The sequence below is a fragment of the Pseudobdellovibrionaceae bacterium genome (genome assembly GCA_020635075.1).
Classification (GTDB): domain Bacteria; phylum Bdellovibrionota; class Bdellovibrionia; order Bdellovibrionales; family UBA1609; genus JADZEO01.
The window spans coordinates 726,590-740,945 of the sequence record JACKAM010000001.1 but is presented as its reverse complement, the minus strand read 5'-3'; the positions used below and the strand labels follow the sequence as shown (position 1 = coordinate 740,945).

General features: G+C 51.6%; 12 protein-coding genes. 4 read left to right on the top strand and 8 right to left on the bottom strand.

The features are described from left to right. Nucleotides 1–2: 2 nt before the first annotated feature. Nucleotides 3–722: a hypothetical protein gene (locus H6624_03215; GenBank protein MCB9083324.1), complete on the bottom strand. Its 720-nt coding sequence runs from the start codon at nucleotides 720–722 to the stop codon at nucleotides 3–5. Nucleotides 723–971: 249 nt separating this feature from the next. Here H6624_03215 and H6624_03210 point away from each other — a divergent pair, with 249 nt between their 5' ends. After that, nucleotides 972–1,982 (top strand): nitronate monooxygenase, encoded by a 1,011-nt coding sequence (locus H6624_03210; protein ID MCB9083323.1) that lies wholly within the window; start codon nucleotides 972–974, stop codon nucleotides 1,980–1,982. Here H6624_03210 and H6624_03205 read toward each other — a convergent pair. Further along, nucleotides 1,968–2,366: a response regulator gene (locus tag H6624_03205; protein MCB9083322.1), complete on the bottom strand. Its 399-nt coding sequence runs from the start codon at nucleotides 2,364–2,366 to the stop codon at nucleotides 1,968–1,970. The genes H6624_03210 and H6624_03205 overlap by 15 nt on opposite strands. A 226-nt stretch (nucleotides 2,367–2,592) precedes the next feature. On the opposite strand from H6624_03205, the gene H6624_03200 reads away from it, so the two are divergent. Then, nucleotides 2,593–4,071 (top strand): GHKL domain-containing protein, encoded by a 1,479-nt coding sequence (locus H6624_03200; protein ID MCB9083321.1) that lies wholly within the window; start codon nucleotides 2,593–2,595, stop codon nucleotides 4,069–4,071. 19 nt (nucleotides 4,072–4,090) lie between these two features. On the opposite strand, the gene H6624_03195 is transcribed toward H6624_03200, so the two are convergent. Beyond that, on the bottom strand, nucleotides 4,091–5,278 hold the full coding sequence (locus tag H6624_03195) for a hypothetical protein (protein MCB9083320.1): 1,188 nt from the start codon (nucleotides 5,276–5,278) through the stop codon (nucleotides 4,091–4,093). Beyond that, nucleotides 5,275–8,115: an immunoglobulin domain-containing protein gene (locus tag H6624_03190; protein ID MCB9083319.1), complete on the bottom strand. Its 2,841-nt coding sequence runs from the start codon at nucleotides 8,113–8,115 to the stop codon at nucleotides 5,275–5,277. Before H6624_03190 ends, H6624_03195 begins: the two co-directional genes overlap by 4 nt. Nucleotides 8,116–8,397: 282 nt before the next feature. Between H6624_03190 and H6624_03185 the strand changes: the two genes are divergently transcribed. Then, nucleotides 8,398–9,081: a hypothetical protein gene (locus H6624_03185; GenBank protein MCB9083318.1), complete on the top strand. Its 684-nt coding sequence runs from the start codon at nucleotides 8,398–8,400 to the stop codon at nucleotides 9,079–9,081. Between the two features lie 6 nt (nucleotides 9,082–9,087). On the opposite strand, the gene H6624_03180 is transcribed toward H6624_03185, so the two are convergent. The 4 genes from H6624_03180 to hflK form a co-directional block, all read right to left on the bottom strand. Beyond that, complete coding sequence (locus H6624_03180) at nucleotides 9,088–10,197, bottom strand: hypothetical protein (GenBank protein MCB9083317.1); 1,110 nt, start codon at nucleotides 10,195–10,197, stop codon at nucleotides 9,088–9,090. A 162-nt stretch (nucleotides 10,198–10,359) separates the two neighbouring features. Next, entirely contained in the window at nucleotides 10,360–11,055 is a 696-nt protein-coding gene (locus H6624_03175; protein ID MCB9083316.1) for an MBL fold metallo-hydrolase, read from the bottom strand. Continuing rightward, nucleotides 11,052–12,047 (bottom strand): protease modulator HflC, encoded by a 996-nt coding sequence (gene hflC / locus H6624_03170; GenBank protein ID MCB9083315.1) that lies wholly within the window; start codon nucleotides 12,045–12,047, stop codon nucleotides 11,052–11,054. Before hflC ends, H6624_03175 begins: the two co-directional genes overlap by 4 nt. A 1-nt stretch (nucleotide 12,048) precedes the next feature. After that, the gene (gene hflK / locus H6624_03165) at nucleotides 12,049–12,999 is read right to left on the bottom strand and encodes an FtsH protease activity modulator HflK (protein ID MCB9083314.1); all 951 of its coding nucleotides are present in this window, start codon (nucleotides 12,997–12,999) and stop codon (nucleotides 12,049–12,051) included. A 229-nt stretch (nucleotides 13,000–13,228) separates the two neighbouring features. Between hflK and H6624_03160 the strand changes: the two genes are divergently transcribed. After that, nucleotides 13,229–14,278 carry a class I SAM-dependent methyltransferase gene (locus tag H6624_03160; protein ID MCB9083313.1) on the top strand — a complete coding sequence of 350 codons (1,050 nt, stop codon included), beginning with the start codon at nucleotides 13,229–13,231 and terminating at the stop codon, nucleotides 14,276–14,278. Nucleotides 14,279–14,356 lie beyond the last annotated feature (78 nt).

Sequence of the window (14,356 nt, the reverse complement as noted above, 5' to 3'; positions counted from 1 at the left end):
TCTTATTTTGAAAGGATCTTGAGAGCCTTGTTCTTTTCCTGAATATTCTTTTTCGCCTGCTTCACGGTATGGACCATATCTTTCATCGCACCAGGGCCATAGGCATTTAGGCCCTCCGGAACACCGGAGTCAACGAATGCTCCGTCTTTGCCCCCAGCACGGCGAGCCCGAGGTTTGGGATTGACCCCACCTGCTCGCTCACCATCCTCATCCTCGTCCGCCTCATTAACCGCGTACCTATTTTGAGCACGATCAATGACCAGGGTGGGCGTGCCGCTTTTGTCATAGTAAACCTGATTTTCCACACCCTGATAGTACTTCCCATCCTTGTACACGTAGTGTTTATTGCCGACTTTCTTGTTGTACAAATCTTTCTTTCTTCCCGTTTCCTCAGGTGGCAATAGCACTCGAACCCGGCTCGATGTGCGAACCTCCTCGTTCACTCCTTCCGGTGCATAGACACGGATTCCACAGTCCTTACAAGCAGTGTCGATGCCTTTCTGAACTAGGCTCAACCCCTTATCAAGGGCCCGACTCATCAAAGAGGGCTTTTCCCGGTTTGTGGCCGCAGTTGAACGCGAGGGAGCCTCTTCCCCATGCATCTGCTGACGCCCATCGCGAACCATGTCCTTTACTAGGCTTGGCTTCACAAAGGCCTGAAAGGCCATCACAGCCCCACCCATCACCATAAACCAAAAAAACTGACGAATTCTTCTACGCATACATTTAGGATACTGGAATTCTACTTTTGCACCAAGAATTGTTGGCAGTGAACCGCATGAATCCCCCCCTGAGACAGGGCCAGTTTGATTCACTCTGCCTCTAGGGCCCATCCAGAGCCACAACGCGACCAAAGCAGCCTCGCCCAAAGGCCTGGCCACTGGTTCAATTCAATTCGTCTTGTTGGGATGTGACTTGTTGCCCCTTAGAGCTGTGCTAGAATGAGTCGTTTCAAAAGGAGACGATCTGGCATGAACACGATCCCTACTGATTTTACTCGCCTCGTTGGCTGTTCCTACCCCATTATCGGCGCCCCCATGTTTCTCGTCTCTAATGTTCCCATGGTCGTCGCCGTCTCTGAATCCGGAGGCCTGGGCACCTTCCCCTCTCTCAACTACCGCCCGATCGAAGAGTACAAAAAGGCCCTTCAGGAAATGAAGGCCAAGACATCCAAACCGATTGGCGTGAACATTATTGTCAACAAATCCAATACCAGGCAGGGGGAAGATCTTAAATGGGCTCTCGAATATGGGGTCGAGGCCTTTATCACCAGCCTGGGCAATCCAAAAGGGGTAATTGCAGAGGCTCATAAAAACGGAGCCAAAGTATTTTGTGACGTCACTAATCTGGAACACGCCCTTAAGATTCAGGATATGGGCGCTGATGGTGTGATCGCTGTCGGCACCGGAGCCGGCGGCCATGCGGGCCCCATTTCACCAATTGTCCTCATTCCTTGGCTCAAGGAGAAACTCTCCATTCCCATTATTGCCGCCGGCGGCATTGGCAACGGTGCCACCATGGCGGCAGCCCTGGCTTTGGGGGCCTCCGCTGTCTCTGTCGGAACCCGGTTTATCGCCAGCCAGGAGGCTCAAGTGGATGCGGCTTACAAACAGGCCGTCCTCGACGCCGGGCCTGAGGATATTGTGCTGACGACCAGGGTGTCTGGCACTCCCGCCTCAGTGATCAAAACCGAATATATCGAAAAGACTGGGCTGGATTTGCCTTGGATTGTTCATGCTCTCAAAAAGAACAAAGTCTCAAAAAAGTATGTGGTGCCTTTGATTCATCTGATGGGCATGAAGGCCATGGAAAAAGCCGCCCAAGGACCCACTTGGAAAACGGTTTGGAGCGCGGGACAAACCGTGGGCCTGATCCATGAAATTCTCAGCTGTGAGGATATTGTTAAAAAATTGGCGCAGGAATACTTCGCCACCATTCGCGGGCTCCCCGGAACGGGAAGCTCCGCTTTACTGCAAGCCTAACACCTGGCGAATAAAACCTACCATCTGATCCAGCTGAAAGGGCTTGGCCACCAGCTTATCGACTCCAAGATTTTCTGCCTCTTCATCGGTGAGGTGAGAATACCCGGAAATCAGAATCACGTGGGGCCGATAGTCCGTGACCTCTTCACGAAGTCGTCGTACCAAAGACTCGCCTGTTCCTCCTGGCATCAATACATCAGATATAATGAGGTCGGGGCGAAAATCCAGGGCCTTTTCAAATCCTTGATTGCCATTTTCGGCAAACTGGATCTCGCAATCCAGGTCATCTAGAGCCATTTCAAGGAAGCTGCGAATCAGCTCTTCATCATCGACGATCAGGACTTTCCATTTTTTTACTTCTACGTTTGCTGCTTCAGTCGTCATTTTCGAACTCCTTGCTTCCCCACTAGAATAATCAATGAAAGTCACAGGAATATGAAGCCCTTAGGAAGGTTTCTTCAAAAATATGTTTCAATTAGGTACAGGTGTACTTACTAAGTCCGTCCTTAACTCAACATTGATCCAAGTTTGAGAATGGGCCTCATCAATGTTGAATTTGAACTGCCAGACTCCGATAAGCTCTAGGTCTGGTCCAGGGGGAGCTAAGCCAATGACAATGGAGCCCACAGAGTTAGATAACGAAGTCACTCAGGACATCCGCACGGGTCGTGAGGAGACTGTTGATCGCACCGCGTTCCCGAAAGTCACGGGATGGGCAGCTATCATAGCGACACTGGTGTTTATTACCACCCAGTTCTACTTTCAAGTCTCAAACCGCAAGGCCTTTAGAGATATCTACGAGACCCACTTCCCTATTGTTGAACGCAACTCAATCAATCTGAGGCTGCACGAAAGGATCATGGCGCTGGTGGAACTGGCGGTCACCAAAGGCGATGCCAAACTGGAAGAGGAACATGAAATTTTCATGGGGGCTCTGGAACAGAATCAGGAATTGACTCAATACACTTTGGCTCCAGCCAAGGAGTTGGGACGGGCCTATCAGCTCCCCTCGCGGGAAAACCTGAGTGCTATTGAACTGGAAATCTTTCGCCTTCTAAAGGACAATAACGCACAGGAAGCCCGCAGGCTATTCGAATCTGATCGCTACCTCTATGCGGGGGACCAATACACGGGAGCCCTACAGGAGGTCTCTGAGCAGCTCAGCACCCGGCGAGATGCGATTTTGGAGTCGCAGAACAAATCACTCACTGTCGGAATCACTCTGTCACTGGTGGCCTTCACCATCGTACTGGTGTTCTGGCTGCTCGTGATGCGCGGATACGCGCTCAATCTTCGTCTTAAAACCCAGGCGGAGCATCTCCTCAAGGAGGAACAGGCTCGAACTGTGCAGGCGTCGAAGCTCTCCACGCTAGGTGAAATGGCGGGAGGCGTGGCCCATGAAATCAACAACCCACTGACTATCATCCAAGGCTACGCCGAAATCCTCGGCCAACAGGTCAAGCGCAACCGCCTCGATCCTGCTCAACTGACGAAAATTAGTGATGGCATCACCGCCACCACGGCCAGAATTGCGAAAATCGTGCGCAGCTTGCGCACCTATGCCCGTGACGATTCGGCCGCGCCCTTTCAAGCGGCTTCCATGGGGATGATCGTCGACGACACCCTGAGCCTATGTCAGGAAAAGCTCAAGAATAATAATGTCAGGCTCGACTACACTCCCCCTGCTGAACCCATCATGATTCAGTGCCGAGAGGTGCAGGTCTCTCAAGTCCTCCTCAACCTTGTTCAAAATGCCATGGATGCGATTGACGGCCACCAAGGAGAAAAGTGGATTCGAGTCGAGTTAAATAAACGCGACCAATACTGCCAAATGAGAGTCACGGACTGTGGGGCGGGAATTCCGCCTGATGTACAAGAGAAAATCTTGCAGCCCTTTTTTACCACCAAAGAGATCGGCAAAGGTACTGGACTGGGACTCAGTATTTCCCGCTCAATCATGAAGGATCACAAGGGCCGTTTCTTTTACGACCAGGATCACCCCAACACCTCATTTGTCGCAGAGATTCCACTAGCTGGAGATAGGGCAAAGGCTGATGATTCCAAGAACGTTGGGCCCATTGCTTCTTGAAGGCCCACTTAAGGAATAATCACAGACCTCGCTTTGCAAACTCGGCTTCGAATCGAGCCGACCACTTGCCATTGAACATCCGTCCATCAGCCTGGCGAATCTTGCCTAAAAAGCTAACAAAATCATCCTGCCCGGTAATGTACTTTTGGGACTCCAAAAACAAAGCTTCCACTTCCCATGCACTATCCGCCGCCCGGGCCTCTTTCCAGATTTCAAACCAGATCGAGGCCATCAAAGAGCCCATGGTATAAACCTGACCTGGATATCCGACAGAGTCACAGGCCCCATAGGCTGCAGCTGCAGTCATGCCAGCCATGTACTCTAAGTGACGACTTTGCCCACAGTGAGTAAGCCCATTGACGTTTTGGCTCAAACTTTCGCCAAGAGTCGGAGCGTCGGGAAACATCCGCGCCACCCAAAAATCCGCTAGCCCGGCTGTCAGGGCCCGGGAGCAGCCGTTTTGACTTGTGCAACATTCCAATTGAAAGACAGGTCCATCCTGGGGGCCGCAGTCCTGGTGGTTTGTGTCTCCTGTCAGATCGTAAGCGGCACCAGCACTTGAATAATAGATATGAGCTTCCATCAAAAGATGAATGAGAACATCAGCACTCCAAGCTGCATTGTCCACCTGGCGAGACCCTTGAGCCAAGAATATCTTGCTCTCGGCCACGGAAAAACCGGTGTAGCCCGCCTCCGTGATGATGCTCAGATTCTTGCCGGCTAAGGCAGAAGGGCCATTGAGTCGATTCTCAATTTCAGCGAGAGAGGTCTGGGCCCAGTAGTAGGCCATCACCTGAGGCAAACCCTCGGCTCCGGTTGTACCATAGCGAAAGCGCCAGGATTGATCGCCCGCCTGAGCACGACCGTGTTGGGCCGAGTAGACTTCGAAACTGTCGTTCTTGAGGTAGCCAGACCCATCCAAATCCTTAAGTTGAACAGCTAGCAGTTGAAGTCCTGCCATTTCATCGGCAGCGACAGGTTGCCCTTTTTGAGAAACAGGGTTTTTAAAATACAAACAACTGTCGACGTCTTCCCGTTCTAGGCAGTCCTTTCGGAACACACCTCCATAGGCCATAGTGACCGTGTCAAACCCACGCACCGAAAAACCCTCGCCACAGTTTTGAAAAACCAGCGGAAGGGAAAGGCCGATCGTAGCCAACAGAACAATCATCCAACTGTTTTTAGGAATGAGATTGGTTTTTTTCATGGCCCGTACACTCCTGCTGTGCGATCAAGAGAGATGGGAACCGCGTTCCCTTCGTTATCCACAACTCGCTGAATGGACTGAAGTTTGAGTTCCACTGACTGAGTCCAGATTGTTCCCAATGAATTGCGAACTTCAAGCTCGTAGGTCCCTCGATCCTTCCAATCCACATTGGCCCAACTCAGATTGATGCCAGTAGCGCCCGGAACAACTACTCCGTTGTGGTACCATTGATAGGTCGGAGTCGGCACGCCCACCGCTCCTGAATTGAGACTCGCCGACTCGCCCCATGCCACAGTAACTGCAGCGGGCTGAGAGGTGATCTCCGGTGCATACTGGACTTCCACCACTGCATTGCTGCTGGTAACAGAACCACGCGTGTTGGTCACCACTACCGTGTACTGACCTGCCTGAGTTCGGTTGATCGACGGTAGGCTCAAACTGTTGGTTGTTTTGCCCGTCAAATTAGTCCCATTCCGTCGCCATTGATAACTCACTGATGGCACACCGCCAGCCACCACAGAAAGTGTGACGTTTTCCCCTTCAGTCACCCGGGTGAGGGCTAAGGGTTGTCCGAGAATACTGGGCGGGAATTCCACCACAATTTGACAGAAGTTGCTATAAACACTGCCATATTGATTGGTGACTTGTAGTCTGTAGCCTCCCGCCTGAGACGCCTGGATATTAGCGATGCTCAAATTCTTGCTGGTCTGACCAGCAATGGCCGTCGTTCCATTGTACCACTGATAGGTAAAGGGAGCGGATCCACCCACGACCACAGATGTCACACTCAAGGTGGTGCCTTCCAGAACGGCCACTGTCGTTGGCGGCTGGGTTGTGATCACCGGTGGACCACCCAAGGTCACCACCGCATTATTGGAATTCACTGAATTGTAAGGGCTCGAAACCCGCACATAAAAGGTACCAATATTTCCGGAACTCGCGGACGCCACGTTATAAGTCGCGCTGGTTGCACCTGAAATTGCCGCTGAGTTTCGGTACCATTGATAACTGAGAGTTCCGGTTCCTGAGGCCACCACTCGCAGGGAGAAGGATGACCCTTGAGCCACCGTGGTTGATGCTATTGGCTGTGTCGTTATCTGCACAGGTTGATAAACGGTAACTGTCACTTCTGTGGAGTAGACCTCACCGGCCGTGTTGTAAACTCGAACCTTGTAGCGACCCGAATGAGATGTCTGAGCATTACTAATGCTTAGACTGGCAGATGTTTTGCCAGAAATGACCGAACCATTAAGGTACCACTGGTAGCTCGGGCTGGGGGTCCCCGTCGCGGCGACAGACAGGTTGATGGCACCTCCAACTGGTACATTCCGGCCAACCGGCTGGGTCGTAATAGAAGGGGTCCCATCGGGGGGATAAACGTTACCCACTAGCGGGGTTGTGGTTCTCAGACTGCGGCAGTTATCCGAGGTGTTGGCCACCCCTGATGGCACGCCAGAGAAGTTCACAGACGGGTTGGAGTAGTACAAATGTCTTGTGCAACTCACATTTGGGCAGGCATAAGACATGGTGGTACGCACCCGGGCGCTTTCATTAAAGTGTCCGGTGGAATAACTGAAGTACCCACCGCCACTGGCATTTCGCGGGTCATGGTGATTGCCCATGTTATGGCCGAGCTCATGGGCGTAGCTGTAATAAGATGTCGCGCAAGTTGCCGACACCGTGGCGAACTGGGTGGACTTCACAACAGAGGCTGTCGAGCTACGAAGAAGGTAGCCGACCCCACATGCTCCTCCGGCAGTCGACCCGAGCATGAGAATGGTCATATCAGCCTTGTATTGATCTCTCAGGGCGTGAACATTGTCCATAAAACCATCGGATGATCCACGAAAATTTCCGAGATCCGTAGACATACTCGTCGTATTTTGAGTGTAGTTGTATTCAACCATGTGAACCAATTGCATCTGGGCATCGACGGCACCACGAGAAAAGGCCGTGGTTGTCTGAGAGGCTCCTGTCCCCATTTGGGCTTCAATCGCACTCTTTCCACCGGCCTTGTTTTTGGCGTCAGTGTTGTAGGCACCCAACAGGCGAATCACCACGGCATCCGCCACAATCTCAGGAATCTCTTCATCGCCCGCCGCTTCCACCCCGCCGTCATGGGTGGCTTCATCAGCCTGAGCCTCCTCTTCTGAAATGGAGGGAAGGTCTTTACCATCGCCAGGATGATCAGGCGGGAGTGCATCGGTGTTGACCTCGCGCAGGAGGTGAACACCACCGTCGCCATAGGCGATCTCAAAGGTACGATCATCCCATTTGACATGACCGTGCCAAACACCTTGATTGTAGGTTAGAAAAACGTCTGAAAATTGAGCCTCGGGGATTTCCCCCACCCATGTCATCATATCTCCAGGGTGACTGTCCACCCGTGTCTGCTCAGCCAGGACTTCCTCACCATTGCCCAAGGGCAGCCGCAGATAACGGCGCATGGGATGACCTTTTGGAGAGATTCCGGGAGGCAAGACCCCTTCGACTAAGGCCTGTGGGTCCATCTTGATGGGCACAGCCGTTTTCACAAAACCAAAGGGTTCGTCCAAACGCTTTAACCAAGCCTGAACGCGTTTAGGACTCACATCGACAATGGCCCATACAGCGGGAGCTGAAGTTTTAACTTCGGCGGGAGGCACGGCCGTCTCCTGGTCCCTCGCTTTATTGGCGGCCGGATCTTGAGAAGACATGTCCGTCTGGCTCTGAACTGATTTTGCGGAGTCAAATGCCTTAAAGGACGTGGGCAGTGACTTAGAAAGTCCCATGTAAATAAACGCAATGGCTAAACAAAAAAGCAGCACTCCACCGATTAAGGGTGCTCGTTTCTTCATGGTCCCTCCCCTATGAAAACCTATCGTCCTTCTAGTAATCTACCTCAATTTCAAAGTTCAAAGTCTGTTAAAAAAATCGACAAGGTCCTCTTCGTGGGACCAATTGGAATTGAGCAAAAGGAAAATCCTTAGAGGTGATCCGGACTTCGGGCACGAATGAATTGCCGCAACATTTGTTTTTTTCCTAGACGGAGGTCTGATCAGCAAAGATGTCCACTGTTAAAGCAGCGTCGAAACTCCTACACTATTTATATGTCTCAAACTAAGACGAAGCATTCCCTGTTGATATTGGCAACACTCGGCCTCCTGATGGCGGGATGCGGTCACAGCCGCACCCAAACGGACAGACATCCCGCAAACGAGCTCTCCACTTTCGCAGATAGCGAGGCATTACAGCCTTCGCCATCCGGTGGGACCTTTGTTCAACTGGCTGTATTGCATTGCAAGGGCTGTCCTGATGGGCCTGTTTCATTTACGCAACAGACTTTAGAACATAGTGAGGTTCATTACAGTTCAGGTGAACTGGAGGAAAAGGCCTTTGTTCACCTGCATGCTCGCCCGCGGAAAAAGACTTCCGTGTTTCCGCCAGAGATCTCCTTTCAACAAGTGGTCAGCCTGGCCGTAGCCGCCGACACCTGGCATTTGATGGGTCTTCAGTACGACAAGTCTTCAGGCACAAAAGTAAAGAAGTCGGCGAACTATAGAGTTCTCTTGTCCATTCCCCCGTCGACACTGGCCTTTGTGGCCCACCTCATTGTATGCCTGAAAGCCCCCTGTCACGACGGAGATGACAGAGAGTTTGGGGACAACGAAGTTATTTCACTTTATCCCATTTGCGGAGAAGGGGTCGTCCTAGTGGATGCCAGAACCCCAGCTCAACAGAAGCTCTTGGAAGGCAAACCAGCGGCCCTACCTCGGGAGTGCGAGGCCAGTGATCTTAAGAGATTCAAGACCACCACTCACTGATGATTTTTATTTTTGATGAATGGGCTTGTTGACGTTGGATAGACGTCTGGCGCTAATCAACCGGCCCTCTTCATCAAACAGGCCCATGTGGTATTCCATATTCTTAAAGCGACGAAAACGTCCATCGGCCATCTTTAAGAATAGTCCATACTCACTGAGGAAGAACCCTCTCTTCACCTGACCGTTGGGATGAAAGGAGATCTCATACTTGAACTTCAGCTTTCTTCCTTGAACGGGAATTTCCACGATTTCATCCTGCAAGAGAGCACGGCGAGGCACCCCCGTGGGATGAAAGGTCAACTCCACAGGCCCCCGCTTGCTGGAAATTTCAAGAGCGAAACCTTTGTCCGATTCATAGGTATAGGCCTTGTCTTTTCCAGCCATGGTCCCTTGCGCCACTTGCCCGTTGTCATGGACCCGCAATGGATTTGCCGAATCCAACCGATACTCCAGGCCATTGAGGCGAATCTCTCCCAGCAAAGTCTCCAAGCCTCTCAGGCCATAGACATAACGGGAAAGTCCCATATCACTCGGCCCTCCTTGACTCCAAAGGCGCACTAGAGCACGAACCTGAGAATAGTCTACGGATTTGCCGCGCTCCTGGAAATAATCGGCTAACAAAGCATGGAAAATCATGCCCGCCTGATCGTCGACGGCCAGCTGATCCCAAACGTCCTGGCGAATCGCAAAGCGCTTCTCAGCAGCGGCAGAACGAAAGAGTGCTTTTACAGCCCGACAGCTAAGAGGCAAACCGTTGGCCCGCGACCCATCTTGCACACCGCTAAGGTCACTCCCGGAAATATACTTCACCTGCCCTGGCATGGACTTCAGCCGTTCACTCAGCTCACCAACTAGCTTTGGGTGCTGTTCTTCCATACGTGACAAAGCCCATCGCACCTTGTCGAATACGTATTTCTCATGGCGGGGAAACCGAGCCTGAAATCGCTCACCCTCAAAATAGTCCAACAATCGGGTGACCTGGCGATTTCCTTCTGCGCAGGTGACGGCATAGCCTTCTGAGCTCACATCCACACGTAGTGCATTGGCCAAAGGCGCCAACAATAGACCATAACCGATCAGGCATAGTCCAAACAGACCTAGAAACCCTCTGCCCATTTTTCCCTCCGTAGAAGTGGCGTTTCCCAAAGATATTATTTCAAGCCAACCTGCCGATGACTAGTCCCGAAATCCCCAATGACAGGCCGATTCAGGCTGCCGAATTGGCGTTCCAATCCCGCCCTAGCCCAAGGTCATGGTCTTGGGGGAAACATCGGCCCCCTATTGAGGATTCCCTTCGCCCAATTTTAGGTTAGCGGGAACTGCTTCTTTTATCCGTACAGGGGGATCGAGTTTCAGCTCAGACATAATTCTCGCAAAGTCCTCAATCGTATGGTTGAGTCGCAGGCGAGGGTTATAGCGCTTCTCTTCACCAATAGTTGAAACCGTCTGCCCTTTGTAGTCGTGCCCGGGATAAACAAAAGTATCATCCGGCAAGGCAAACAGCTTCTCACGCACACTCTTAAACAATTTCGCACTGTCGCCCTGTTGGAAGTCTGTTCGGCCACACCCGCGAATGAAAAGGGCATCTCCGGTAAACACTCGGTCACCAACAAAATAGGACAAGCAGGAATTTGTATGTCCTGGCGTGGCCAGTACCTTGATGACAATCTCTCCCCGGTCAAGCACCTGCCCATCCACCAAGGGCTTGTCCACTCCCTCGGCACCTGCCACAGCCGCCACACCCACCTTGGCTCCGGTCTCTCGCCTCAGGAGAGCCGCGCCCGTGACGTGATCGGCGTGAATGTGGGTTTCAAGAATCAAACGTAACTGAAGGTTAAGTTCTCCTAAGATTTGCATATCCCGCTCAAACTGCTCACGCACGGGATCAATGATGACCGCATCACGGCTCACTGAATCGGCGAGCAAATAGGTGTAGGTGCACGTGTCCCGGTCAAACAGCTGACGAAAAATCATTCGGCCTTACCTTCCTGGAGTACATCAAAAAACTTAGACTTGGTTGATAGCAGCAGCCGTGTCTCACTCGGTAAACTCCTTTCGTAGGCTTCAAGCCTCCTAACGAAAGCATAGAATTTGGGGTCCTGACCAAGCGACTTTGCATAAATCGCGGTCGCCTTGGCTTCTGCCTCACCTTTGATCTTTTGAATCGTCCGGTAGGCCTCCGACTCAATTTGCTTTAAATCCTTATCGGCCTTCCCTTTGATTTTCGCCTGTTCCCCCTTGCCAATGGAACGAATTTTCTCCGCGATACTCTGACGTTCCGAAATCATTCTCGAATACACCTTGGACTGTACGCTTTGTTCGTAGGCAATGCGACGAATTTGAACATCGATGAGTTCAATACCCAGAGGAGCCAGTTCCTTTCTCGCTCCGTCGACAATCATCGAGCTGAGTTTTTCCCGTCCCACCTCGACTGGCTCAACATCACCGGTCAATTCATCTTCGCCCATATCGACTTGGACTTCATCCGACTCCTGGTCTTTTTGTTTGCGGGCATTCCGCCTTTCGGCCACAAGTTCAAAGACCTTGTTGCTATTGCGAACCGCTTCCACCAGGTTATGCCCTGAAATTACGTCACGGGTGATTCCATCTAAAATCGCATCTAGCCGTGAGCGAGCACCTCTTTCATTCTGAACCGTCTGAATAAATTTGAGCGGGTCCTGGATGCGCCAACGAGCTGTGGTATCCACCTTGATGTATTTTTTGTCTTTCGTAGGGATCTGATTGGGATAGCCGTCCCAATTCAAAATCCGCAGATCGAGCAACCGAACCTCGTGAATGAAGGGGGCCTTCCAATGAAGGCCAGCATCCGTAACCGTCCTCAACGGTTTACCAAACTGGGTGATCACCGCCTGACGCCCTTCCTCAATGGTGAAAGCTGCCGAATAGAGAACGAGAAACAAAAAGAATCCTACCGCCAAACTGATCGGGCCTTGCCATCGACTCATGTTACTTCCCCTTCTTCAGTTGATCGAAGATGGGGAGCAACCCACCTTTCATGCTTTGGTCCACTAAGGTCACACCTTCCAGACGCTGAAACACTTTTTCCATGGTCTCAAGATAAAGCCGTTCTCTGGTGATCGCCGGAGCCCGACGGTACTCCTGCAAAACCAAATTAAATCGATCAGCATCACCCTTGGCTCGATTCAAAAGGGCCGTGGCATAGCCCTGAGCCATGGCGATCTCTTTTTCAGCCTTGCCCTTAGCTTCGGGAATCACTTCATTATAATGTTTTTCCGCCTGATTAATTGCTTGCTCCTGCTCCTGCTTGGCCGCATTGACGTCATTAAACGAAGGTTTCACAGCATCGGGAGGGTTGACGTCCTGAAGCTTAATCGAGACCACGCGAACTCCCATGTCGTATTGATCAACAATGGCCTGGGCGAGGTTCATCGCCTCGTTGGCAATCTCAGCGCGCCCGACAGTCAACACGTCGGTCACCAAACGATCACCCACAACCCGGCGCATGACGGCCTCTGAAATATCGCGAATATTGCGGATGGGGTCACGCGTGTGAAACAAATATCTTTTGGGATCAGAAATCTGAAATTGGGTGATCCACTCCACATCGGCCACGTTGAGGTCACCCGTGAGCATCAGGGATTCGTCATCGAAGCCTTCAGCATAGGTGGTTCTGTCCCCGCGAAAACTCTCCGAGCGAAAGCCAAATTCCTGCTGAAGGATTAGTTTTGTCTTGACCTTGATTGCCTCGTCCACACCAAGAGGCAGCTTAAAATGAAGCCCTGGAGGGGTTGTTTCCACATACTGGCCGAAGCGGAGCACCACCGCCTCTTCATCAGGCTCGACGGTGTAAAAGGACGAAAACAATATGGGAAGCAAAACAATGGCCGAAAAAATTCCCACCAGAAGGCCGGGCCTCTCAGCAATGAACCGCCTCATTTTGTCAAACTCATCCTGAGGTGGCTTCCACCCCCCTTTCCCACCGCCGTAGGCACTCATCGCCCCCTCCTTCAGACAGGTTGTTGGTCTAAACTCACCGAATAGGGCCGTATTTTTACCCTGTCCCTTGGGTAGCCTCAACCCATCGCTCCACACAACTTGCCGCAGCAGACCTTTTCTTGATTGATGCTGAGGGCTGTAACCCCTACCTTGATAACAGGGAGGGCGCGTGGCTCAACACTGGAGGGAAATCAAAGCCTTGAGAGGCAAAGCACGAGGGCTGCATCGCACCTTTGCGGATGAGCCAATCACCTGGGAAATCCTCGAGGAAGTGGTGGACTTTCTGCTCACCAAGCTCCGACCAAAAATGAAAACTATGGAAACTGGTGCGGGGCTATCCTCGGTCTTGTTTGCGGAAAAGCAAACAGAGCATCTCGCTATCACTCCCTCCGCAGTTGAACGCGAGCGCATTCTAAAAGTCTGTCGCGACGAAAAAATTGGTATAGCAAAATTAGAATTCCTGCTTGATCGATCTGAAAATGTCCTGCCACGACTGTCGGACAATTACCGCTTTGATTTGGTTTTGATCGATGGTGGCCATGGTTTTCCCACTCCTTTTATTGATTGGTACTATGCCAGCCGCCATTTGAATACGGGCGGCTACCTGATTATCGATGATATCAATTTGTGGACGGGTTACACTCTTTACCGGTTTTTAAATCGCCATCCCCATTGGCAAAAGGTGGCCAACTTTTCCTGGCAGGCTGCTGTCTTTCGCAAGATTAACCCCGCCGCAGGGTGGGAGTTTGAAGACTGGTACCATCAACCTTGGTTGGAGCGCCTTTATCCCCCGGCCCCTCTGGTGCGCATGACCTGGGCCCCTCTAACCGGAAATACCGTTTGGCAAAAGCGACTGTGGAGATGGCTTTGCGATCAGATGTTCAGGATGACGATTCTTCACTTTTTTCATCACCTGATCCGACGGCCCATTTTGTTGGTTTACACCTATGCCATAAAAAAGGTGTACCTACACACCCTGCATAAGCTCTACCTCCATGTCATTCGCGAGGCCTTTATTCAACTCAATCGTCTGGCCTTCATTTTACTCCCCTCTTGGGGAGTCAAGGCCTACACCTATGGACGCACTCTGGTTTGGTCCATAAACCTTCCAGAGTGGCCGGGAATCCTGAGAATGTGGTTCTGGAAATGTGTCCCCCTCTGGGTAAGGAGAGAGAATCTCCGGCGGATGTGGAACAAGCGGAGTGGTGCCCAATCGTGATGATCGTCTCACATTGAAACACAGACCTTGGTCCGATAGCTCTAACCTGTTCACAATGCTAAAATTTCAGTCGAAACG

Excerpts from the sequence above, each read along its gene's own strand:
- H6624_03215 (MCB9083324.1), bottom strand. The coding sequence starts at position 722 with ATGCGTAGAAGAATTCGTCAGTTTTTTTGGTTTATGGTGATGGGTGGG.
- H6624_03210 (MCB9083323.1), top strand. The coding sequence starts at position 972 with ATGAACACGATCCCTACTGATTTTACTCGCCTCGTTGGCTGTTCCTAC.
- H6624_03205 (MCB9083322.1), bottom strand. The coding sequence starts at position 2,366 with ATGACGACTGAAGCAGCAAACGTAGAAGTAAAAAAATGGAAAGTCCTG.
- H6624_03200 (MCB9083321.1), top strand. The coding sequence starts at position 2,593 with ATGACAATGGAGCCCACAGAGTTAGATAACGAAGTCACTCAGGACATC.
- H6624_03195 (MCB9083320.1), bottom strand. The coding sequence starts at position 5,278 with ATGAAAAAAACCAATCTCATTCCTAAAAACAGTTGGATGATTGTTCTG.
- H6624_03190 (MCB9083319.1), bottom strand. The coding sequence starts at position 8,115 with ATGAAGAAACGAGCACCCTTAATCGGTGGAGTGCTGCTTTTTTGTTTA.
- H6624_03180 (MCB9083317.1), bottom strand. The coding sequence starts at position 10,197 with ATGGGCAGAGGGTTTCTAGGTCTGTTTGGACTATGCCTGATCGGTTAT.
- H6624_03175 (MCB9083316.1), bottom strand. The coding sequence starts at position 11,055 with ATGATTTTTCGTCAGCTGTTTGACCGGGACACGTGCACCTACACCTAT.
- hflC (MCB9083315.1), bottom strand. The coding sequence starts at position 12,047 with ATGAGTCGATGGCAAGGCCCGATCAGTTTGGCGGTAGGATTCTTTTTG.
- hflK (MCB9083314.1), bottom strand. The coding sequence starts at position 12,999 with ATGAGGCGGTTCATTGCTGAGAGGCCCGGCCTTCTGGTGGGAATTTTT.